Origin of the sequence: Streptococcus sp. 544 (assembly GCF_013277385.1) — a bacterium.
Taxonomy (GTDB): domain Bacteria; phylum Bacillota; class Bacilli; order Lactobacillales; family Streptococcaceae; genus Streptococcus; species Streptococcus mitis_BA.
In genome coordinates, this window is the sequence record NZ_VMMU01000006.1 from 346490 (window position 1) to 370056 (window position 23567).

Annotated in this window: 23 protein-coding genes and 2 pseudogenes; 24 read left to right on the plus strand and 1 reads right to left on the minus strand. The window is 35.5% G+C overall.

The window, feature by feature from the left end:
• The 17 genes and pseudogenes from HT728_RS04400 to HT728_RS04480 all read left to right on the plus strand — a co-directional run bounded on the left by HT728_RS04400 (position 1) and on the right by HT728_RS04480 (position 16216).
• On the plus strand, positions 1-432 hold the full coding sequence (locus tag HT728_RS04400; protein WP_173234003.1) for a GNAT family N-acetyltransferase: 432 nt from the start codon (positions 1-3) through the stop codon (positions 430-432).
• A gap of 60 nt (positions 433-492) precedes the next feature.
• Positions 493-1749 (plus strand): serine hydroxymethyltransferase, encoded by a 1257-nt coding sequence (gene glyA, locus HT728_RS04405; protein WP_173234006.1) that lies wholly within the window; start codon positions 493-495, stop codon positions 1747-1749.
• 7 nt (positions 1750-1756) lie between these two features.
• Complete coding sequence (locus HT728_RS04410) at positions 1757-2731, plus strand: nucleoid-associated protein (RefSeq protein ID WP_173234008.1); 975 nt, start codon at positions 1757-1759, stop codon at positions 2729-2731.
• A complete protein-coding gene (gene pmp23, locus HT728_RS04415) occupies positions 2731-3345 on the plus strand; it encodes a cell wall hydrolase Pmp23 (RefSeq protein ID WP_173234010.1) in 615 nt (204 codons plus the stop codon). Before HT728_RS04410 ends, pmp23 begins: the two co-directional genes overlap by 1 nt.
• Positions 3346-3418: 73 nt before the next feature.
• Positions 3419-4393: a DUF1002 domain-containing protein gene (locus HT728_RS04420; RefSeq protein WP_042751122.1), complete on the plus strand. Its 975-nt coding sequence runs from the start codon at positions 3419-3421 to the stop codon at positions 4391-4393.
• Positions 4394-4466: 73 nt separating this feature from the next.
• Positions 4467-5822, plus strand: coding sequence for a 23S rRNA (uracil(1939)-C(5))-methyltransferase RlmD (rlmD, locus tag HT728_RS04425; RefSeq protein WP_173218356.1), 1356 nt, complete (start codon positions 4467-4469; stop codon positions 5820-5822).
• A 528-nt stretch (positions 5823-6350) separates the two neighbouring features.
• Complete coding sequence (locus HT728_RS04430; protein WP_173218358.1) at positions 6351-7073, plus strand: MurR/RpiR family transcriptional regulator; 723 nt, start codon at positions 6351-6353, stop codon at positions 7071-7073.
• An 8-nt stretch (positions 7074-7081) separates the two neighbouring features.
• Positions 7082-7834 (plus strand): MurR/RpiR family transcriptional regulator, encoded by a 753-nt coding sequence (locus tag HT728_RS04435; RefSeq protein ID WP_023932686.1) that lies wholly within the window; start codon positions 7082-7084, stop codon positions 7832-7834.
• A 148-nt stretch (positions 7835-7982) separates the two neighbouring features.
• On the plus strand, positions 7983-9413 hold the full coding sequence (locus HT728_RS04440) for a 6-phospho-beta-glucosidase (RefSeq protein WP_173218360.1): 1431 nt from the start codon (positions 7983-7985) through the stop codon (positions 9411-9413).
• A gap of 12 nt (positions 9414-9425) precedes the next feature.
• Complete coding sequence (locus HT728_RS04445) at positions 9426-9728, plus strand: PTS sugar transporter subunit IIB (protein WP_001020606.1); 303 nt, start codon at positions 9426-9428, stop codon at positions 9726-9728.
• A 10-nt stretch (positions 9729-9738) separates the two neighbouring features.
• Positions 9739-11052, plus strand: coding sequence for a PTS sugar transporter subunit IIC (locus HT728_RS04450; protein ID WP_173234012.1), 1314 nt, complete (start codon positions 9739-9741; stop codon positions 11050-11052).
• Positions 11053-11065: 13 nt separating this feature from the next.
• Positions 11066-11386, plus strand: coding sequence for a PTS lactose/cellobiose transporter subunit IIA (locus HT728_RS04455; RefSeq protein WP_173218364.1), 321 nt, complete (start codon positions 11066-11068; stop codon positions 11384-11386).
• 8 nt (positions 11387-11394) lie between these two features.
• Positions 11395-12843: pseudogene (gtfA, locus tag HT728_RS04460) on the plus strand (sucrose phosphorylase).
• A 261-nt stretch (positions 12844-13104) separates the two neighbouring features.
• A complete protein-coding gene (locus HT728_RS04465) occupies positions 13105-13848 on the plus strand; it encodes a CPBP family intramembrane glutamic endopeptidase (RefSeq protein ID WP_050971353.1) in 744 nt (247 codons plus the stop codon).
• Between the two features lie 464 nt (positions 13849-14312).
• Entirely contained in the window at positions 14313-14879 is a 567-nt protein-coding gene (locus HT728_RS04470) for a hypothetical protein (protein ID WP_050971352.1), read from the plus strand.
• A gap of 321 nt (positions 14880-15200) precedes the next feature.
• On the plus strand, positions 15201-15389 hold the full coding sequence (locus HT728_RS04475) for a hypothetical protein (RefSeq protein ID WP_000179769.1): 189 nt from the start codon (positions 15201-15203) through the stop codon (positions 15387-15389).
• A gap of 62 nt (positions 15390-15451) precedes the next feature.
• Positions 15452-16216, plus strand: coding sequence for an ATP-grasp domain-containing protein (locus HT728_RS04480; RefSeq protein ID WP_050252851.1), 765 nt, complete (start codon positions 15452-15454; stop codon positions 16214-16216).
• Positions 16217-16825: 609 nt separating this feature from the next.
• On the opposite strand, the gene HT728_RS04485 is transcribed toward HT728_RS04480, so the two are convergent.
• Entirely contained in the window at positions 16826-17197 is a 372-nt protein-coding gene (locus tag HT728_RS04485) for an AbiH family protein (RefSeq protein ID WP_173218366.1), read from the minus strand.
• A gap of 184 nt (positions 17198-17381) precedes the next feature.
• On the opposite strand from HT728_RS04485, the gene HT728_RS04490 reads away from it, so the two are divergent.
• The 7 genes and pseudogenes from HT728_RS04490 (at position 17382) to HT728_RS04515 (ending at position 23560) form a co-directional block, all read left to right on the plus strand.
• A complete protein-coding gene (locus HT728_RS04490; protein WP_001127479.1) occupies positions 17382-17726 on the plus strand; it encodes a hypothetical protein in 345 nt (114 codons plus the stop codon).
• Positions 17727-17801: 75 nt separating this feature from the next.
• Positions 17802-18659, plus strand: coding sequence for a hypothetical protein (locus HT728_RS04495; protein ID WP_240147172.1), 858 nt, complete (start codon positions 17802-17804; stop codon positions 18657-18659).
• The gene (locus HT728_RS10615; RefSeq protein WP_240147173.1) at positions 18652-19086 is read left to right on the plus strand and encodes a hypothetical protein; all 435 of its coding nucleotides are present in this window, start codon (positions 18652-18654) and stop codon (positions 19084-19086) included. The genes HT728_RS04495 and HT728_RS10615 overlap by 8 nt, the downstream gene beginning before the upstream one ends.
• 346 nt (positions 19087-19432) lie before the next feature.
• Positions 19433-20503 (plus strand): hypothetical protein, encoded by a 1071-nt coding sequence (locus HT728_RS04500; RefSeq protein WP_173218368.1) that lies wholly within the window; start codon positions 19433-19435, stop codon positions 20501-20503.
• Between the two features lie 23 nt (positions 20504-20526).
• Positions 20527-21696: a hypothetical protein gene (locus HT728_RS04505; RefSeq protein WP_173218370.1), complete on the plus strand. Its 1170-nt coding sequence runs from the start codon at positions 20527-20529 to the stop codon at positions 21694-21696.
• 182 nt (positions 21697-21878) lie between these two features.
• Positions 21879-22193 (plus strand): annotated as a pseudogene (locus HT728_RS04510) (transposase family protein); the annotation flags it as partial.
• A 143-nt stretch (positions 22194-22336) separates the two neighbouring features.
• Entirely contained in the window at positions 22337-23560 is a 1224-nt protein-coding gene (locus HT728_RS04515) for an FtsW/RodA/SpoVE family cell cycle protein (protein ID WP_050242906.1), read from the plus strand.
• The last annotated feature ends 7 nt before the right edge of the window (positions 23561-23567 follow it).

The following is a 23567-nucleotide window of genomic DNA, read 5'->3' on the forward strand; positions in this document are numbered from 1 at the left end:
ATGCTAAGAAATTTAATAGAAACTGATGTGAAAGCTATTTGTGACATCAACCAAGATGCTTTGGGTTATTCTTTTAGTCAAGAGGATACAGCTAGTCAACTAGCTAGATTATCTCAGGATTCCCATCATTTCCTTCTTGGCTATGAGGATGAAGCTAGTCATGCGTTGCTTGGATATGTCCACGCTGAGGTCTATGAATCACTTTATTCTAAAGCAGGATTTAATATTTTATCCTTAGCAGTTTCACCTCAAGCGCAAGATCAAGGTATTGGTAAAAGCTTACTGCAAGGGTTGGATCAAGAAGCAAAAAGACGTGGTTATGGGTTTATCCGTTTAAACTCTGCCGATCATCGTCTGGGTGCTCATGCATTTTATGAAAAAGTTGGTTATACTTGTGATAAAATGCAGAAACGGTTTATTCGCATCTTTTAGTTTATTTTCTTATTGTAAAATCAAACTAATGGACTAGTCACACAATAAAGGAGAAGACCTATGATTTTTGACAAAGATGATTTTAAAGTATACGATGCTGATCTCTGGAATGCTATTGCCAAAGAAGAAGAACGCCAACAGAATAATATCGAGTTGATTGCTTCGGAAAACGTAGTTTCCAAGGCTGTTATGGCAGCTCAAGGGTCTATCTTGACAAACAAATATGCCGAGGGTTACCCAGGACACCGTTATTATGGTGGAACAGATGTAGTAGATGTGGTAGAATCTCTAGCTATTGAACGCGCAAAAGAAATTTTCGGTGCTAAATTCGCCAATGTCCAACCTCACTCAGGAAGCCAAGCCAATTGTGCGGCTTACATGGCCTTGATTGAGTCAGGTGATACCGTTATGGGGATGGATTTGGCAGCAGGTGGACACTTGACCCACGGAGCTCCTGTTAGTTTTTCTGGTCAAACCTACAACTTTGTTTCTTATAGTGTAGATCCTGAAACGGAACTCTTGGATTTTGATGCTATCTTGAAACAAGCCCAAGAAGTAAAACCAAAACTGATTGTAGCAGGTGCTTCAGCATATTCTCAAATTATCGACTTTTCAAAATTCCGTGAAATTGCAGATGCCGTTGGTGCTAAGCTCATGGTAGATATGGCTCATATCGCTGGTTTGGTTGCTGCTGGTCTACATCCAAGCCCAGTACCATACGCTCATATCACTACAACAACGACCCACAAAACCCTTCGTGGACCACGTGGTGGTTTGATTTTGACCAATGATGAAGACTTAGCTAAGAAAATCAATTCAGCTATTTTCCCTGGTATTCAGGGCGGCCCTTTGGAGCATGTTGTAGCAGCTAAAGCTGTTTCTTTCAAAGAAGTATTAGATCCAGCCTTCAAGGAATATGCTGCTAATGTTATCAAGAACAGCAAGGCTATGGCAGATGTTTTCTTGCAAGACACTGATTTCCGTATCATTTCTGGCGGGACTGAAAATCACCTCTTCCTAGTGGATGTGACTAAAGTTGTAGAAAACGGAAAAGTTGCCCAAAACTTGCTGGATGAAGTCAATATTACCCTAAATAAAAACTCAATCCCTTACGAAACCTTGTCACCATTCAAGACAAGTGGTATTCGTATCGGAGCAGCAGCCATTACTGCACGTGGATTTGGTGAAGAAGAAAGTCGCAAAGTGGCTGAACTCATCATTAAAACTCTCAAGAATGCAGAAAATGAAGCTGTCTTAGAAGAAGTGAGAAGCGAAGTCAAAGCGCTGACAGATGCCTTCCCACTATACGAGGACTAATACTTTTATGGACATTTATATTAAGAAAGCTATTATTCATCAGTTCAGCCCGGATGATACCGAGCTGTTTCTAGCGGATAAATTTCTCAATATTACTCCAAAAATCGAAGAATACCTGCGTAAAAAAATTGAACGTGTGTATTCAGATGAAGCCAAGACTGGGATTTTCGAGGAAGAAAATCCCTTCTTCAATCATATCACAGACGATTTGTTGGAGACATCAGTAACACTGGCTAATCTCTGGAAAGAAGAGTTCAGTATTTCTGAAAACCTCAAGACCAATGACTTGATTTTTGTGCAATTTTCTAAAGAAGGTGTAGAACATTTCGCTTTCTTGCGAATTGCCCTGCGGGAGACCTTGACTCACCTCGGAGGAGAAGTTGATAATCCAATCAAGCTGACTCAGAATAACCTACCTGGATTTGGAACAGGGGCTGATGAGGCCTTGGTAGTCAATCTTCAGAGTCGCAAGTACCATCTGATTGAAAAACGAATCAAGTACAATGGGACTTTTTTGAACTATTTTTCAGATAATCTTCTTGCAGTCGCCCCTAAGATTTCTCCTAAGAAATCTATCAAGGAACTGGAAAAGACAGCCCAGAGAATTGCCGAATCTTTTAACACAGATGATTTTCAATTTCAATCCAAGGTCAAATCAGCTATTTTTAACAATCTGGAAGAAAGCAATGAATTGTCACCTGAAAAATTGGCCAACGACCTTTTTGACAATAATCTGACTGCTCGTCTGAGCTTTATTGATCAAGTCAAGGAAACTGTACCAGAGCCTGTTCAATTTGATGAAATTGATGCCAGTCGTCAGCTTAAGAAATTTGAAAACCAAAAACTCTCCTTGTCAAATGGAATTGAGCTCATCGTTCCCAATAACGTCTATCAAGACGCCGAGTCTGTTGAGTTTATCCAAAACGACAATGGAACTTACTCTATCTTAATCAAAAATATCGAGGATATCCAAAGTAAATAATGTTTAAACGAATTCGAAGAGTGCTTGTACTAGCAGTCTTCCTTTTTGCTGGCTATAAAGCTTACCGCGTTCACCAAGATGTCAAGCAAGTCATGACCTATCAACCCATGGTACGAGAAATTTTGAGTGAAAAAGACACCCTAGCAAACGAAGAGCTTGTGCTCGCTATGATTTATACCGAAACAAAAGGAAAAGAAGGCGATGTTATGCAGTCTAGTGAGTCTGCAAGTGGTTCCATCAACACCATCAATGATAATGCCTCTAGCATTCGGCAAGGCGTTCAAACTCTGACAGACAATCTCTATCTGGCCCAGAAGCAGGGTGTTGATGTCTGGACAGCTGTTCAAGCTTATAATTTTGGACCTGCCTATATCGATTTTATCGCCCAAAATGGTAAGGAAAACACCCTAGCACTGGCTAAACAGTATTCTCGTGAGACTGTTGCTCCCTTGCTTGGCAATACGACTGGAAAGACTTATAGTTATATTCACCCCATTTCCGTTTTTCACGGTGCAGAACTTTATGTAAATGGAGGAAACTATTATTATTCTAGACAGGTGCAACTCAACCTTTACATCATCAAATGTTTCACTCTCTTTTCGACATCTGGCTAGCCCAGGTGTTTTTGTTATAAGTTTTCTTTAAGATAGATATATTACTCTAGAAAGGTAAAGGAGGAAAATCCCTATGAGAAAGAAACTCTTTCTGACCAGTGCTGCGGTCTTGTGGGCAGTAACAGCTATGAATAGCGCCCATGCAGCAACAGATGTTCAAAAAGTCATCGATGAAACCTATGTTCAACCTGAATATGTCCTAGGTTCTTCATTGTCTGAAGATCAAAAAAATCAAACTCTAAAAAAACTAGGCTACAATGCCTCAACAGATACTAAAGAACTCAAGACTATGACACCTGATGTCTATTCTAAAATCATGAATGTGGCCAATGACTCTAGCTTACAATTGTATTCATCAGCCAAGATTCAAAAGCTAGGTGACAAATCACCACTTGAGGTAAAGATTGAAACACCAGAAAACATTACTAAGGTGACGCAGGATATGTACCGCAATGCAGCCGTAACTTTAGGAGTGGAACACGCCAAAATCACTGTAGCAGCCCCTATTCCCGTTACAGGAGAAAGTGCTTTAGCAGGGATTTATTATTCGCTAGAAGCTAATGGAGCCAAGGTGCCGCAGGCCAATAAAGATTTGGCTCAAGAAGAGCTAAAGGCTTTGTCAGATATCAATGCTGAAAATAAGGACAAATCAGGCTATGATGCTAATAAATTAAACGTTGCCCTAGCCGATATCAAGTCAGGACTCGCCAAAGCTAAAGAAAGCAAGGGAAATCTGACAGAGGAAGATGTCCGTAAAATTGTTGAAGATACCTTGAAAAATTACAAACTTGATCAGGTTATAACAGGAAACCAAATCAATATCATCATCAATTTTGCTTTGAATCTCTCAAAGAGTGATATCCTCAGCAATGCAGATTTCACTAAAACCCTAAATGACCTTAAACAAAGTATTGTTTCACAAGCTGGCGACAGTTTTAAAAATATCAACCTTAATTTTGATGCGGATAAGGCGCTAGAGGACGGTGGGAACTTCTTAAGCTCCCTCTGGCAAGCCATTGTCAACTTCTTCAAGAGTTTTGGTTCTTAAGAAAAATCATGGTATAATAGATGGTAACCGTAACGTTGCCGTCTTTTTTGTCGGCCAATAGAAAGAGAAGAGAATGTTAAAGAAAAATGATATTGTAGAAGTTGAAATTGTTGACTTGACCCATGAAGGTGCAGGAGTGGCCAAGGTGGATGGTTTGGTCTTTTTTGTAGAGAATGCTTTACCGAGTGAAAAAATTCTCATGCGTGTCCTCAAGGTCAATAAAAAGATTGGCTTTGGAAAAGTTGAAAAATACCTTGTCCAGTCACCACACCGTAATCAAGATCTAGATTTGGCTTACCTGCGTTCAGGAATCGCGGATTTAGGACACCTTTCTTATCCAGAACAGCTCAAGTTTAAAACTAAGCAAGTCAAGGACAGTCTATACAAGATTGCTGGAATTACTGATATAGAGGTTGCTGAAACTTTGGGTATGAAAAATCCAGTCAAGTACCGCAACAAGGCACAGGTGCCTGTTCGTCGTGTTAATGGTGTCTTGGAAACTGGATTTTTCCGTAAGAATTCGCATGACCTCATGCCTCTAGAAGATTTCTTTATCCAAGATCCTGTGATTGACGAGCTAGTAGTAGCCCTACGTGACTTGCTCCGCCGTTATGATTTGAAACCTTATGATGAAAAGGAACAAGCTGGCTTGATTCGTAATCTTGTGGTGCGTCGCGGACACTATTCAGGGCAAATCATGGTTATTTTGGTGACAACTCGTCCAAAAGTTTTTCGTGTTGACCAATTGATTGAACAAGTTATCAAGCAGTTCCCAGAGATTGTGTCTGTCATGCAAAATATCAACGACCAGAATACCAATGCGATTTTTGGTAAGGAGTGGCGCACTCTTTATGGTCAAGACTATATTACGGACCAGATGTTGGGAAATGACTTCCAAATCGCTGGACCAGCCTTTTATCAGGTCAATACTGAAATGGCGGAGAAACTCTATCAAACAGCCATTGACTTTGCAGAGTTAAAAAAAGATGACGTGGTTATTGATGCTTATTCTGGTATTGGAACCATTGGTTTATCAGTCGCCAAGCATGTCAAAGAAGTCTACGGTGTTGAAGTCATTCCAGAAGCGGTTGAGAATAGTAAAAAAAATGCTCAGCTGAACAATATTTCAAACGCCCACTATGTCTGTGACACAGCTGAAAATGCTATGAAGAATTGGCTTAAAGATGGGATTCAACCAAGTCTTATCCTAGTGGACCCACCAAGAAAAGGTCTCACAGAAAGCTTTATCAAGGCAAGCGCTCAAACAGGAGCAGACCGCATCGCCTATATCTCATGCAATGTCGCAACCATGGCGCGTGATATCAAACTCTACCGAGAATTGGGATACGAGTTGAAGAAAGTCCAGCCGGTGGATCTTTTTCCTCAGACGCATCACGTGGAGTGTGTTGCTCTGCTCGTAAAAACCTAGAAACCTTTGAATGAAAGGGATAACGAAAAGCCTTGATTGCAAGGCTTTTTGTATTGGCGTGGGGAAGTATCAGAGTGAGAAAATTTTTGGAATGAATAGAAGTGATAGCTAGAAATTATCAGTTTCTATTTCCATTTACCCTGTGGGTACGTGTTTGTTTCCATTGACAAGGAGATTGTGGGAATAGAAACGTCCCCACCTTACATATCTCCAGAATGGGCGATTGAAATTGAGACAATTTAATAGAGATAAGCTCTTGTTATGTTTCTTTTAAGTCAATTAACTAACAATACTCAAAGTATGCTCAAAAATATGATATAATCTAGGACATAAGGCAATACTGTTTTAAAGTATTTTCTCTTAACCATGTCTCGTTAGACAAATCTGATTCGTCTGGTTTTCTAATAGATTTTAATGCTGACTTGGTTTTATAGCCTTATGCTCTCCATTATTTTAGTGTAGAACACTTTGGTTATTAGTTTTTTGTTACATTGTAAGCAAATCAATAGAGATAGAAAAAGGAATTATATGTTTAGTTATGAGGTTGTAGCAAGTTTTAACGACTTAGAAAATGCTATTTATACAACTATTTTAGAAAATGAAAATATATCCTCTATGACAATCAAGGAATTGTCCCAACTTGCACATGTATCAGTTGGAACCGTACAACGATTTTGCAAGCATCTAGGATTTGATGGATATAGCCATTTTAAGATTGCTTATAAAGAATATTTAAAAAATGAGCAAATTATTTTAAACAATCAAGACAATCATTCTTTGAAGCTATTCATTGATTATACTGAGCAAGATACTTTTTTACAGCTGATTATGGAGGCTGTGGCAATCTTAAAGAAAGTTGAACAGATTGTTTTTGTCGGAATTGGTTCCTCTGGAACTTTAGGTCGATATGGAGCGCGCTATTTTTCAAATATTGGCAAATTTAGTATGTGTATTGAAGATCCTTGGCAACCAGTGCTACAAAACAGTATGGAAAAAACTTGTGTCATTGCCTTATCCGAATCTGGTGAGACTTCTCAAACATTGAAAATTGTACAAAAATTAAAGGAAAAAGGTTGTCCAGTTATTGCCATCACAAATACATTGGAATCAACATTGTCAAGGCTATCTGATTGCTCCATAACCTATCATGTTCCTCAATTATTTTTAAATGGGTTTAATATTACGACGCAGGTACCTGTTATTCTCATTATTGAAATGTTAATGAAACAACTATATACTACAAAAGCATAAGGGTGTCTATGAATTTATTTGATTATCATAAAGTAAAAGGGCTAAATAATAGTGAATTAAGCGTGTATAATTTTATATTGCAACATAGAGATAAAGTTGCTACGATGACTATCAGAGAGCTATCGACATCTATAAATCTATCGACAACAACCATCATTCGTTTTGCGAAAAAGATGGGATTTGATAGCTACAATGATTTAAAATATGCCTTGTCAAGGTCGGAAGATAAGGAAAATAAACATCGTCACTACTTTCCTATTGATATTCCAGCAATACAATTTTTACAGACTAGTGTCCAAGATGAAGCTTTAAAAAAACAACTATCAGAGATAGCAGACTTGATCGTTCAAGCCAAACAAGTTATCTTTTTAGGGGTGGGTACTAGTCTAAGTTTGGCAGAATATGGCTCATATCTTTTTTCTGGAATCGGTATTCTTAGCTTTGCTATTACTAACCCATTTTATTCTCTGAAATTGCATCATTCTAATTTGGAGGATGTTTTGGTTATTGCTCTAAGTGTCAGCGGTGAGACAGAAGAAGTTCTAACTCTGGTACAGGGATTCAAAGAAAGAAATGCTAAGATTGTTAGTCTGACAAATACAGATATTTCCACTTTATCACAGCTATCGGATATAAATTTATCCTACTTTATGCCAGTTGCCTACGCAGATTCCTCGCTACGTTCCACTAATTTGACCACTCAGATTCCAGTTGTCTATTTTTTAGAATCCTTACGTTACCAAGTTTATTTAAAAAAATAGGAGTGAAAACTCTTGTTTTTTTTATGTAACAAATATTGTTCGACTGTACATTTATTTTCTATCTCAATATCTATTGTCAGCAGATACAGTATGTTATAAAATAGACTTGTTCATAGCGCTAGTACAAAATACAGAAAGGATTGGTAAAATGGCAAAAATACCAGAAGGCTTTTTATGGGGTGGGGCAGTTGCTGCTCACCAAATTGAAGGAGGATATGATAAAGGTGGAAAAGGCATTTCGATAGCCGATGTGATGACGGTTGGAAGTGCTAGCCACTCTCGACAGATTACTGATGGCGTCTTACCTGACGAATATTATCCGAATCATGATGCAATAGATTTTTACAGAACCTATAAGGACGATATACAATTATTCGCTGAGATGGGATTTAAGTGTTTTCGAACTTCGATTGCCTGGACTCGTATCTTCCCAAATGGAGATGAAGAAGAACCTAACGAAGAAGGGTTGAAATTTTATGATGATTTATTTGATCAGCTGCTAGCTCGTCAAATTGAACCGGTCATCACACTCAGTCACTTTGAAATGCCCTATCATCTAGTTACTAAGTATGGTGCTTGGCGTAATCGCAAGTTGATTGATTTCTTTGTTCGTTTTGCGGAAGTCGTCATGGAACGATATAAGGACAAAGTTAAGTATTGGATGACCTTTAACGAGATCAATAATCAAGGTGCAATTAATGTTCCTTGGTGCTCATGGACTAATTCTGGTGTCATTTATCAAGAAGATGAAAATCCAGTTGAGGTACTACAGCAGGTTATCCATTATCAGTCAGTGGCTTCTGCAAAAGTTGTACAATTGGGTCGGAAAATCAATAAAAATTTCAAAATTGGTTGTATGCTGGCAATGGTACCATTTTATCCGAATACATGTGATACAAAAGATATACTTGCTAGCCAGAAGGCAATGGAGCATCGTTTATTTCACTATGGAGATCTTCATGTTTTTGGAGAGCGTCCTTACTATATCGAGGCCTTTTGTCGAAAAAATAATATCAAACTGGATATTTTACCAGAAGATCTAGAAACTCTAAAAGAAGGTTGTGTAGATTATATTGGCTTGAGTTACTATATGAGTGATACAGTGACTGCTACAGCATCTGAGGAAACAGAAGAACTTTTCAAAGATGTTTATACTAAGAAAAATCCCTATATTGAATCAAGCGATTGGAGTTGGCAGATTGATCCTGAGGGATTACGCTATAGCTTAAATCTTTTATACGATCGCTATCATTGTCCGCTTTTTATAGTTGAAAATGGATTCGGTGCTTATGATAAGGTAGAGCCTGATGGAATCCATGATTCTTACCGCATTGATTACCTCAAACAACACATTGAACAAATGATGTTAGCGATTGAAGAAGATGGCGTAAATGTCATTGGTTATACCCCTTGGGGCTGTATCGATATTGTTAGTGCTGGTACAGGTGAAATGGAGAAGCGTTATGGCTTTATCTATGTCGATAAGAATAATAATGGCGAAGGAACTTTGCAACGAATGAAGAAAGATTCCTTTACATGGTATCAAAAAGTGATTACATCAAATGGAAACGAATTATAGGGAGTAATTAAAATGAATATTGGATTGTTTTGTGCAGCAGGTATGTCAACAAGTATTTTGGTTGAGCGAATGAAAGAAGCGGCTCAGAAAAAAGGGAAAGATGCAACAATTGCAGCTTATTCCATCAGTGAATTGGAACAAAGAGTTGGAGATATTGATGTGGCTCTATTAGGCCCACAGGTTGGTTTCCAACTTGAAAAAGCAAAAGAAATTTGTGCTTCTCACAATGTTCCTGTAGAAGTGATTGCAATGGCTGATTATGGCACTGCAAACGGTATGGCAGTTCTTAAACAAGCTTACATGATGAAAAAATAAGGAGAAGATGATGAAGGATAAACTGATTAAAAAGTTTGTTGATGGGATGATGGCCTTTGTCAATACCAAAGGTGTAACAGCGATAAAAGATGGTATTGTTTTCTCTATGCCATTGTTGATTGTTGGCTCCATCTTTCTTATCTTGGCCAATCTTCCAGTTCCAGCTCTAGCAACGATGTTAGAAACTAGTGGTATTACCCCTGTTCTCAATCAAGCAATTGGTGCAACCTTTAATATCAGTGCGATTGTAACAGTCATTGGGATTGCGTATACCTATGCTAAGCTAGAAAAACAGGAGCCGCTTGGGGCAGGTGTCATTGCCCTAGCAGTTTTCTTGCTAATCCAGCCTTCCAGTTTGATTTCTCAAAATGGGGATGTAGTTGGTAACATTATTCTGAAGGATTGGACTTCCGGGAAAGGGATGATTGGTGCCATTATCGTTGGTTTGATTGTAGGAGCAAGCTATTCTTGGTTTTTGAAGAAAAATATCAAAATCAAAATGCCAGATGGCGTACCAACTGGTGTAGCCAACGCATTTTCAGCCTTGATTCCTGCTACTGTTATCATCACAGCGGCAACGATCTTTGTCGGACTTGTTGAACAATTGTTTAAGGTCACAACGATTGAAGTGATTTATAATCTTATTCAAACACCAATGCAAGGCTTGACTGACTCATTGTTTGGTGCGGTGCTTATGTGTTTCCTTGTACCATTCTTATGGATGTTTGGGGTTCACGGCTCAACTGTAGTTGGTGGCATCATGAGTGGCTTGCTACAGGCGAATGCTTTGGAAAACCAAGCCATTTTAGATAAGGGCCTAGAATTAAATCTAGCCAATGGCGGTCATATTGTGACGATTCAATTTTTTGATCAATTTATCAATGTTACAGGTGCCGGGATTACGATTGGTTTGGTAGTTTACATGGTTGCATTTGCAAAATCAAAACAACTAAAAATTCTTGGACGTCTTGAAATGGTTCCAGCCATCTTTAATATCAATGAGCCGGTGCTCTTTGGTTTGCCGATTGTAATGAATACAGTTTTAGCAACTCCCTTTATATTAACGCCTATTTTATCTTGTATCATCCAGTATTCAGCGATTTATTTTGGACTGACACCTATGTATGGTGCCGTTCAAGTTCCGTGGACTTGTCCTCCAATTATTTCAGGATTTATCATCGGTGGTTGGAAAACAGCCTTGTTGCAAACACTTATTTTGGTTATGTCTTTCTTTGTTTATTATCCGTTTATTAAACAGATGGATAAACAAGCTTTACAAGCTGTAATACAAGAAACAAGCGATTTAGAAGATGAAGATTGGTAAGAGAGGTATTAAAATGGACGAAAAAGTACTCGAAGTGTGTTTTCAAATTATCACCTATGTAGGAACAGCAAAATCTATGTACATCAATGCTATTCAATTGGCTAAGCAGGGTGAATTCGAGCAGGCTAAAGATAGAATTAAACAAGGCGAAGAAGCATTTGTACAGGGACACAATGCTCACCACTCACTTTTGACAAAAGAAATGAATGGGGCATTAAGCCAAACAGGTCTACTTCTGATGCATGCTGAGGATCAGTTAATGAGTGCAGAAGGTTTTCGAACGATTGCTGAGGAATTTATAGCAGTCTATAAACGCTTTGAGGAAGGTAAATAGAGCAAGTTATGAAAGTAAAAAATCAAGCAATGTTAATTACCTATTCAGACAGTCTTGGAAAAAATCTGAAAGACTTGAAGTAGGTCTTAGAAGGCCCTTTGAAAGATGTGGTCGGTGGTGTCCACATTCTTCCCTTCTTTCCATCGTCAGGCGACCGCGGGTTTGCACCCATGAACTATACCAAGGTTGATGAGGCTTTTGGAGATTGGAGCGATATTGAGGCACTCAGTCAAGACTACTACCTCATGTTTGATTTCATGATTAACCATATCTCAGCCAAGTCGCCTTTTTCCTTGATTTCCTAGAAAAGAAAGATGAGTCTGCCTATGCGGATTTGTTTATCCGCTACAAAAACTTTTGGCCAAACAGTGGGCCGACTCAGGAAGATGTAGACCTGATTTACAAACGGAAGCCACGTGCTCCCTATCGCATTGCCAAGTTTGCTGATGGTAGTGAGGAAAAAGTTTGGTGTACCTTTGATGAGCAACAGATCGACCTCGATGTGACAACAGAAACAACTCGTCGCTTTATTCAGGAAAATCTGGAACAGCTGGCGGACCACGGAGCTTCCATTATTCGCTTGGATTCCTTTGCCTACGCCAATAAGAAAATCGGCACTAACTGTTTCTTTGTTGAACCAGATATTTGGGAAATGCTTCATTTTCCGCGTCAGCTATTGGCACCAAAAGGAGTGAAAATTCTTCCAGAAATTCATGAACATTACACCATTCAGCAAAAAATCGCTTAGCAAGACCACTATGTCTATGACTTTGCCCTTCCAATGCTGGTTCTTCATGCTCTTTATTCAGGTAATGTCAACCGTCTTGTTCACTGGATGGAAATCTGCCCTCGCAAGCAATTTACAACCTTGGACACGCACGATAGTATCGGAGTGGTCGATGTCAAGGACTTGCTAACAGATGTTGAAACAGAGGCGACAAGAGAAGCCCTCTATACCCAAGGAGCAAATGTCAAAAAGATTTACAGCTCAGAGGCCTACAACAATTTGGATATTTATAAGATAAATTGTACCTACTATTCAACTTTAGGAAATGATGACCAAGCCTATCTCTTGGCACGTGTGCTTCAATGTTTTGCACCAGGTATTCCGCAGATTTACTACGTTGGCTTGTTGTCAGGAGAAAATGATATCGAATTGCTCGAATCAACCAAAGAAGGCCGCAACATCAACCGTCACTATTATGATTTGGAAGAAATTGAGCGAGAAGTTCAACGCCCAGTTTGTCCAGTCCTTGTTCGATCTGCTCAAATTCCGTAATACCAGCGCAGCATTTGATGGAGAGTTTGCTGTTGATATGGAAGACGCTAATACTATCCACATCAGTTGGACCAATACCGATGCCAATACAGTGGCAGAATTAAGAGCTAATCTGAAAGATAAATCATTTGAAATTACAGAGAAAATAGATAGTGAAAGAACATCGATTTATCTATAATAGAATACAAAAGAGTGGTGGAAACGTTTGATTTCCTCACTCTTTTTGTTAGCTAGTTAGTAACAAAATAGTACTTAAACGTAAACTATGAATTATATTCTGTTGTGACGATAATTGTTCGAGAATATTTGTAATAAAAAAACAGGAACAGTCAATTAAACTGCTCCTATTTTTGTGATAGAATATAGGTAGTTATAACCGAGAGCAACTAAGAAGCAATAAAAATATTATTCATAAAATAATCAAGATTAGGAAGATAAAATGACAGAAATTGATAAAAGGAATTTAAAAAATTATCTTTATTGTACATTTGGAATTACTTATATAGCTTGGGGGATTCTTGCCATCTTTACGCAATCTCATATTTTGGGATTAGAAACATTTATAGGGAGAATGTTACATATAGTAGGTGCACTTGGTCCAGCTATTGCAAGTGGCTTTTATTTGAAAAGTAATAATATAAAATTTAAACATTTTGTATTTAATAAAAGAAAAAATAGTAGTATTTATTTCATTATTCATTTGTTAGCAATTTTGATACTATTTTCTGTATCTTCCTTAGAATTAAACGGAGTATCAATTTATCTGATGCCGCTATTCTTTATACAATTAATTTTTTTTGGTGGTGGACATGAAGAATTAAGATGGAGAGGTATATTACAACCGTTACTTGATAAAAAATATACTTATTGGCAATCTAATTTGATTGTAGGATCAATTTGGGGGATTTGGCATCTGCCTTTATGGTTTATAGTTGGAGAAAGCCATCAAGGATTTCCTTTTATTTTATTTTTTATATATACATTATTTTTAAGTTTTGTTTTAGGGCTTCTTTATCGTCAAACGAAATCTGTGGGGTACTGTCTATTATTTCATGCATTCGCAAATTTGTTAAATCTCTATTTTGTGTTAAAAATTAATCTTATTTTTATTATCATATTTATTACTTATTTAATTTATACAATATTGGCGAGTAATAGGATTAGTAAGGAAACAACATTTTAAAATTTAGATCAGTATATCCATTATTGAAGGTAACAATCGGTCTATCTAGATAATCGATGTTAAAGAATTTTCTGTTGTAATTTCAAGTGGAATGATGAATGTCGTTTCTTTTGCAACTGGCGAAAATCTTTCCGTTCCACAGTATCATTTTAAAATGATTTTCATTGCCTTTTGTTTATTAGTATAAAAGAAGAATATTAACACATGTTGAGTGTGTAAGTTTGTTAGTTAAACGAAGTTAATCTTCAAAATGTTCGGTGAACCTTTTGAGTCTGCCAATGGGATAGCTGTCGTAGAGTAAGGAGTTTACGACGAAACGATACGGTAACAGCGAACCGCTGAGTGTGTAGCCTTGAAATGATGTTTTAAGAAGGTGGAAAAAAGAATTTACTATATCCTAAGGGTAACTAATCAGTATTATATTCTGAAAAATCAATCTACGGATAATTTAGATGAGGTTATAAATGATTATATTAGAGTTATATCAAAATAATTATTCTAAAGATTTAGTCGCATTTGATTCCATAAAAGATGGGAAAGCCTTTGTAGCTCAAATTCCGGGATACACTCTGGAAACAGAAGATGGTTTTGAAGTGGAGTATTTTAATCCTAAAAACATACCGGATTATATGGAAATTATTTTTAACGGAAATATTGTTCCTTTATCTAAATTTATGTTCGATCCTGAGGAAAATGTAGACATTATTTGGAAAGAGATTTCAAATTTATCCCTCAAAAACGATAGAGTAATCGAAGGATATTCAAAAATCGATGCATATGTCGTTAACAACCATGAAGTTAAAGCCTATGTCGAAACAAGAGAAACGAACTATCGTAAAGCAAAAGACTTCTTAGAAAGCCGTGGATATGAAATCGACAGAAGCTTTTTCGGAAGTGAAGACGGCGAAGCGATTCTCTACAGAAAAAAAGGTGCCGAAGATTGGCATTTCTTATCACATTTAGACTCAATGTTTGTAGAGATTGAAGATGTAGAAGGATATGTTAAAGAAGAGGTGGGAGAGATTCAATAGTCAAGCAAAGTTCCTTGTGAGTATGTACCTTTGCTAGTAAAAGCGTCAAAACGTTGTAACGAAGGGGGTTAAGAAAACCCTTGAGTGTAAGCCTTCTTCTTGTTTAGAGGGAAAGTATTAGAGTAGCCGCTCATAATTTATACTAGATTTGATAACTTATTTGAGATAGATTTTATTTCTATAAATACTGTGAAAATTTTTTAATACTAAAGATTTAAAGTTACTGTGTTAAAAATTCTCTCCACTTTTAAACTAATGTATTATAAAAGCGAGTTGACACAAGTGTTACACCTATGATAGAATTAACTAGAGGTGAAGAAAATGGCAACCGATAAAAATAGAATAATGATTAGCTTGGATGATAAAAATCTAGAGAAACTTGAAAATTTAGTAGAAGATGCTAGAGATAGAAGAGGAATGCGACTAACAAAGTCCCAGGTTATAGAATTACTCCTAAATACTGTTGATTATTTCGATGATATTATGGGAGCTATTTACTCAAAAAAATAACAGCAAAAATGCTATTATTTTTTTACAAACAGGTGCAACACTAGTGAAGCAGGAGTGATAAAATGGTTGTTTATATTAGACAAAGCAAACTACCAAGTGAAGTTTCAATTAATAAATACAATGCTCAAGTAGGTGCCTACTTACAAGGAGAAGAAATTATTTTATATCAATCTTTTTCTGAAATAGAACAGTTAACAAGTGAAGATATAGTTGTAGATTATATAATGGAGACTAGAGCATTGCTAAAAATGATGGGGTTAAATGTTCCGGTTTATGACTATCCTATTGAGCTTAAAGACTTTTATGGTCGAAAGATTTATGAAGGTGTTTTAGGAGAGATTGTAAATATACCTGATAATTGGGGAAAATTTATTAAGCCTAAAGCTGGTTCAAAAGTCTTTACTGGAAGAGTTGTTAACGGAACCCGTGATTTGATAGGTATTGGTCTACCTTTTGACTATCCTATATGGATTAGTGAGGTTGCAGAATTCATAGCAGAATGGCGTTGTTTTGTTTTAGATGGTAGCGTATTAGATGTTCGACCCTATACAGGTGATTATCATGCACAATTTGATCCTAGTGTAATTGATAAAGCCATATCATGTTGGAAAGATGCGCCAATAGCTTATGGACTAGATATTGGTGTTACTAGTGATGGCAGAACACTTGTTGTTGAAGTAAATGATGGTTATGCATTGGGAAATTATGGCCTATCTCCTTTAAACTCAATCAACTTTCATAAAGCTAGATGGAAAGAAATGGTAAAACCTTATTTTGAAAAAAACGATGTCTTTACTATGCCTGAAAATGAAAATATAAGTTTCTAAAAAGAACAGAATTAAATCTGTGTATCTGCAACGAGTAAGTTGCAGTTTTTTGTTTTGAATAATGATATAATAGATTAAGAAAATAATGAAAACGCTATATATTTGAAAGTTGATTAGGAAAGCAGGAAGTATGGAAACAATCGATATTTTTTGCCTTTAGAGTCTTAAATTTTACATCATATTAATAAATTGAACCACACCATTATATCCCCAATTTTTTAGGTTGTTCTGTATGTCGTTCTTATTTTGCTCAGTAAGATAATAGTCGTTGACATAAAATTTTGTATTTGAATCAGTATGTTTAATAATCTCTTTCAAATACGGAATATCAGGTATGTCAGATGGTACAATATTTAGACCGAAATCATAGACTTCTTCCAAAGTGAATAGGCTATTAAAAAAATCTATATTTTCTTTCTAAAACAGTAGTGCAATTAAAGACCAAATAAAAAGCAGCCTTTGAATACGAATCAATGAGTTTGCTTCTAATTTTGATTTTTTCAGGATTCTGTATTTTTGAGTTTATCCAATCAAAGAAGGCAGCATTTTGACATAATTTATATACACAAACTAAATCATTTAATTTTGTTAAACAGATGTTTTTATCCTTTAGAATTTGTTTGAAAGGTATCTTAGAAAGTTTTTTTCAAATTCATTCCATGTAATATTATCGACATTTTTATCATGATTTGCATATTCGGTTAGAGTGAAAAAGAATTCATAAGCTTCTAGATTACCTTCATGATAGTTAGACCCATAATATCCGCCATCTTTAAATGATTTTTTGCTGTCTTCATCGACTTCAGGGATAGTTAAATTTTGAAAACCTTCAAGTTCAATTCTATTAATAGCATTATTAAAGTCAAATTTACTACCAAATTCTTTACAAGTGTCTATTATGAACTTTCTAAAATCATTGTATCCTGTGTTTAATTTATAGGCCATATCAAACCCATTTCCAATAATAAAAAGTGTATTCAAGTTTTCTACCTCCTGAAATATATTATACCAACTTATTGAGATAAATAGTAGTAGACTTATATTACATATTTTAAGATGTGGAACTTATTAATTTGATTGGTAGCGAAAACAACTAGAAGTAGCCCATCAAGATATTTTAAATTAGATAATATTGCATTTGCAATTATAACAAAGGAGTACTAACATGCCGAAATATACCGATGAAGATATTAGAAAATTAAATAAAATCACATTAAAAATTGCTGGTGATTATTTAGGTATAAGTTCACAAGCAGTTGCGATAGGTCTTAGAAATAATCTTCTTCCAATTGGTTTTGCTATTCATAACGAAGAAAGAGACAGACGTTTCACTGAGAGTTGGTCATATCATATTATTGCTGAAAGAATGATTTCATACAATCACGGTAAGCTATCTGAGATCCGTGTTGAAAATATTGAAACTAGTTTAGATAAAATTATAGAGGAATTTAACGGTTTAAAACAAGATTTACTTTTTATATTAAGCGAAAATGCAGAAGTGAAGAATTAGAAGTTTTTGAATTTGCGTTTTCGCTTGGTAAATATAAAAATGGTGATGTGAAATATAAAGGTAAAGGTGTTTCAAATGAAGATGATAAAGACCTTTTCTAGAGAAGAACTCTATGAAGTAATCTGGGAAATAAGTGCAAAACAAGTTTCATTGAAATATGATTTAAGCTATTCAGACTTACTCAAGAAATGCAAAGAATTTGAAATCCCAATTCCAAATGGTAGTTATTGGTATCGTAAGAATACTGGACAAGATTTAAGTGAACTTATTATTCCATTACCACAAAATGACGTAAATGAGGTTCATATTGATAGAAAAAGTCTAAAGAACAATAGAATAAAACCTAGTAAACATAAAGAAGATAGTACGGAGGATAAAAACGAAGATACTGTTAAACTTGATACAACTAGTATAAGAAGTTCATTATCATTTATAGAGGACGATAAAATAGAACGTATTATTGAAGCAGTTTTAAACCTAAACCAGGCTCCAAATAAGAGATTACATAAATCTGTAGCTAATCTAAGAGATAAAATCGCAGAGTGGAATAAGAGGGAAACAGCTGCTTCCTATCTCTACTTTGATTCTAGGCACAGATATAATGATTTAAAAGAACCTAAATTTGTAAAAAATATTTCACTCAATTCTCTTCCACGTTTATATCGCTTTTTAGATACACTAGTTACTGTAATTGAAAGAATTGGTGATAATGTAACTTCAAATTGGGATATTCAAATTGATAAGGATATTGTTCGTTTTGAAGTTATAGAATCAACAGACAAAGTAAGTCATGAATTAACAAAAGAAGAAGCTAAAGAACTAGCAGAGTACAATGATAGCGTTAAGTTTAATGGATATGCTTTTAAACCAAGAATAAAGAAGTATGACTATATACCAAATGGAAAATTCCGATTTAAGATAATAGATGGGTAAATACATTAAAGATACTAAAGAATTCACACTTGAACAATCAATCCCAGAAATAATTGTTTTAATTTACCAAGAGCATTATAAAGTTAAGAACTTACGCCTTGAACGTGAAGAGAAAGCAAGACTATACGAAGAGGAGCAAGAGCGAAAAAGAAAATTACAAAATAGAATCGAAGAAGAGAAGAAGCGGACAATGTCTCTTCTGAATATGCTAGAAGATTTTCAAACAGCAAATGATTTAAGACTGATGGCTGATAAACTGGAGATAGTAGGGAAACTTAGTAAAGAGGAAATTGATTGGATTAGATCCAAGGCTGACTGGATCGACCCAATAGTTTCTTCATCAGATGAATTATTAGGAATCAGAAATCATGAAAATTCTAGAGAAGAAAAAGAACAATATCTAAGTGAGAAAAGGTACTACTGGTAAATTTGTGTTTTTAGTTTTTCACAGAGTGTAGTGTTATTAGAGTAAATGATTAACTAAACTAATAATAAATCATTTTACACATTTATTATAAATAGGTCTTTAATACAAGATAGTATATACTTTCGTTCTATAATTTAGAAGTTTTCTTGCACTATGTTTAGTCACTATCACTGCTTGTTATTTCTATAAATTAAAATAGTAAGATTTTTTGAAAACAAAATTTTTATTGTTCAGGAACAATTTGTATCAAAGTGGTTGTTCAAGTTGAACTTCTTAATGGCTAAGGTCTTTTTATAGTTTTAGTGGTATAATAAACAATATGAATAAGCTGTTTTTGGGGGACAAAATGATTGATAGTATTAAAGTGAAGAAAGTTGAAATAGACTCTAAAAAAATTCCCATAGACAGCTCAACAAACCTCTCTGAAAAGATAAAATTGGGACAAAATACTACACCTATTTCTGTTTTGGCTGATACCTTTAGTAGCTTTCAAGCAACTGTAAATGCTAACATTATTTCAGAATTAACTGCAACTTCAAATGTATTAAGTTCAGCTAAATTAGTGAATATTACTAATTTGACAACTTCTTTACTAAGTCTGCCTTCATCAATTCAAGTGGACAAAAGCGTTATTAATGTTATGTTAGAAGTGATTGATTCGTACAATAAGATGTTGTCAAGCACACACTTGCAAGCAATTCAAAACATTGCAGAGTCTGCTAAAAATTTAATTGCTAGCTATCAAATTGATTATTCAAAGACTTTTAGTGGCATTAATGAACTTTTAAAGTCACTGCCTTCGATTTACACACAAGAAGAAATTGAGCAGATTATTTCTCGAGTTCAACTGCTGGCAGAAAATGGATGGGTTATTTATTTTCGTGATAGAAATGTTTATCAACGTTTACTTGCTGAGGAATGGAATACCTTGGAGGACGAATGGTTAGAGCTGCTTAGGGATAAACTAAAAAATGAGGATTTTATTATTGACTTACAAAATTCAGCGTGTTATTCAGCTCCTCTTGTAAGATCAATGGTTGATTGCTACTTTAATCGAAACTTTTATGCAGCATACACTCTGGGAAGTTTGGCAATTGATGGTGCACTAAATAGAATTTCAGAAATGACTTCATTAGAGAAAAAAATACCAGTAGGTCACCGAGCGATTAAAGAAATTGATAATATATTTATTGATAAGTCGTTTAGCGATGTAGGACTGATGCACTGGCTGTATAGTTTCTTCAAAGATACTAATAGATTTACACTTGATGAACCAAATCGACATATGATTAGTCATGGTCGGTGGGAGAAAGAAATCGAAGAACAAGAGTTTTTGAAGTTATTTAATGCAATGTTGTATATTTGTGATGAGTATGATTATTGGGAAGAAGTTATTCGTTATGAACAAGACAACTAAATATTTTTGGAGGTTAAACACCTATGCTTGAAATATATCCTTTTATTCAGGAGCTAGTTAAGTGTGAAACGACCATACAGAAAATAGAAGTTTTCAATAGATGGAACCTTCATGAGTGTAGAGTTTTTCTATTTGATGAAGAAAAGTCAAATTTTGGTAATATAGGCAAATCATTTAGCTATGGAAAGTTTAATCTGATTGGTTTGGGAGATTACCAAAAAATTTGGGTTATTGATAAAAATACTGTGAATGCTAAGGATAATTTCTTACCCGTTGCCAGAATTATCAATTATGACTTAAACATTTTTACCTACATACATGATTTATATAGAGGAAGAAATGTCCCAGATAAGGAGAATTTAATTAAATTTTTACACGAAATTAAATCGTTGCGTCTAACAAATAATATTTCAAATGCTTTAATGGAAAGATATACCACCCCAATAAATCGTGAATTATTAGCCAAAATGATTGAAAGTTATGTTTATTTTGATAGCACTAATTTTGAAGTATTTCAATCTAATGTGCCTCAGACTCTAAAACCAGATAAATATATTTGGATGAAAGAAATCTGGGAAGATGCAGAAAACTACCTAAGCAATGATGAGGTGATACAACAGTATGAGGCAGTATGTTGCTATATATTGAAAGCATTCGTTTTGAAAAATACAAAAAATCTTTCTACAAAAGCTAAAGTAGCTGAGTTTAAACGCTATTGTTTTGAGGATTTATGCGTATTTTTAGAATTGGAAATGACTTTATTAATACTTTTTTTGAAAAATGATAGTGCTGTTCAAGAAATATTTAAAAAGTTACAGCTAGGGGCTAAGAAGTTAATTGATAAAATACATAATACAGCATGGGATATTTTTCATATAAGACTATTGGAACAAAGTACTTTATTCAATTGTATTGAAAATTCAGATGTGATTTATCTCCATTATTTCGCAACTGCGGATTCTGGAGTGGCTGAGGTATTACGAGTCAATCCGATTAAAATGCTGGTTTATTATAATGAAAAACTTATACCTATACGTCGATATGATGCACTAGATTTCTTCACTCAAGATGAATTAGATTTTTATACTACTGCAGAAAAAATTACATTACGTGAGACGAAAGTTCAGAGTATTGATTTCTGTTCTATAAAGCAAGGATTGGTCAGTGAGTTAGGGGATTTCCTTACTAAATAAATTTTAATAGTTCCGTTCTATAGTATTATTCCAAAATCACTTTTACATACTTTCGTTCTATAATATAGAAGTTTGCTAGCACCACACGTGGAGTGTGTAGGATTGCTTGAAAAAGCGTAAAAACCTTGGAACGAAAGGGATAATAGACTTTCTGCGAAACAAAAATACAAGACAATAAAACTATGGATGATGAAGCAAGTAAACAATTAAGCGATATCCGTTTCAAGAGCCTTGTAGGTGTTCAGCGCACGACTTTTGAAGAGATGTTATCTGTGTTAAAAACAGCTTATCAACGTAAACGCGCAAAAGGTGGACGAAAATCCAAATTAAGCCTAGACGATCTCCTCAAGGTAACTATTCAATACATGCGAGAATAGCGCACTTATGAACAAATTTCGGCTGATTTTGGCATTCACGAAAGCAACATAATTAGTCGGAGTCAATGGATTGAAGCAACTCTTATTCAAAATGGTTTTACGATTTCAAATTCTGCCTTAATTCTGTAAAAACAGTAAAATTCGAAGGATTGTAAGGTAAGAGTTTTTTTCTTTCTGAAAAAATGGTATAATAGCAATCAAAACTAGAAAATAAAACGGAATTTGGAACAGATTTATCTGTATCCTAGTAGAGTGGTGATACTATGAAGATTAGTAAGAGGCACTTATTAAATTATTCCATCTTGATTCCTTACTTGCTTTTATCTATTTTGGGCTTGATTGTGGTCTATTCGACCACCAGCGCTATTTTAATCGAAGAAGGCAAGAGCGCCTTGCAATTGGTTCGAAACCAAGGAATCTTTTGGATTGTTAGTTTGATACTGATTGCCTTAATTTATAAATTGAGACTAGATTTTTTGAGAAATGAGCGACTAATCATTTTAGTTATATTGATAGAAATGCTTTTATTGTTCTTGGCTCGTTTTATTGGTATTTCCGTAAATGGGGCATACGGTTGGATTTCGGTTGCAGGAGTAACTATTCAGCCAGCTGAGTACTTAAAAATCATTATTATTTGGTATTTGGCTCACCGATTCTCCAAACAGCAAGAAGAAATAGCTATTTATGATTTTCAAGTTTTGACTCAAAATCAATGGCTTCCCCGTGCTTTTAATGATTGGCGATTCGTTCTCCTGGTTCTGATTGGAAGTTTGGGAATTTTCCCTGATTTAGGAAATGCGACTATTTTAGTCTTGGTTTCCTTGATTATGTATACAGTTAGTGGAATCGCTTATCGCTGGTTTTCAACCATTCTGGCGCTCGTATCTGCCGCTTCTGTCTTTGTCTTGACCACTATCAGCCTAATCGGTGTTGAGACCTTTTCAAAAATTCCAGTATTTGGCTATGTGGCCAAGCGCTTTAGTGCCTTTTTTAATCCTTTTGCCGATCGTGCGGATGCGGGTCACCAGTTATCTAATTCTTATTTTGCCATGGTCAATGGCGGTTGGTTTGGTCTAGGTCTTGGGAATTCGATTGAAAAACGAGGTTATTTACCAGAAGCTCATACAGACTTTGTCTTTTCTATCGTGATTGAAGAATTTGGCTTTGTTGGTGCCAGTCTTATTTTAGCTCTCTTGTTTTTCATGATTTTGCGGATTATCTTGGTCGGTATCCGAGCGGAGAATCCTTTCAATGCTATGGTTGCACTCGGTGTCGGAGGGATGATGTTGGTTCAGGTATTTGTCAATATCGGAGGGATTTCGGGCTTGATTCCATCTACAGGAGTGACTTTCCCCTTCTTATCCCAGGGTGGAAATAGTCTTCTAGTCTTATCAGTGGCAGTAGCCTTTGTCTTAAATATTGATGCCAGTGAAAAACGCGCTAAGTTGTACCGAGAATTGGAAAATCAACCAATGAACCTTCTGTGAAGTAGAA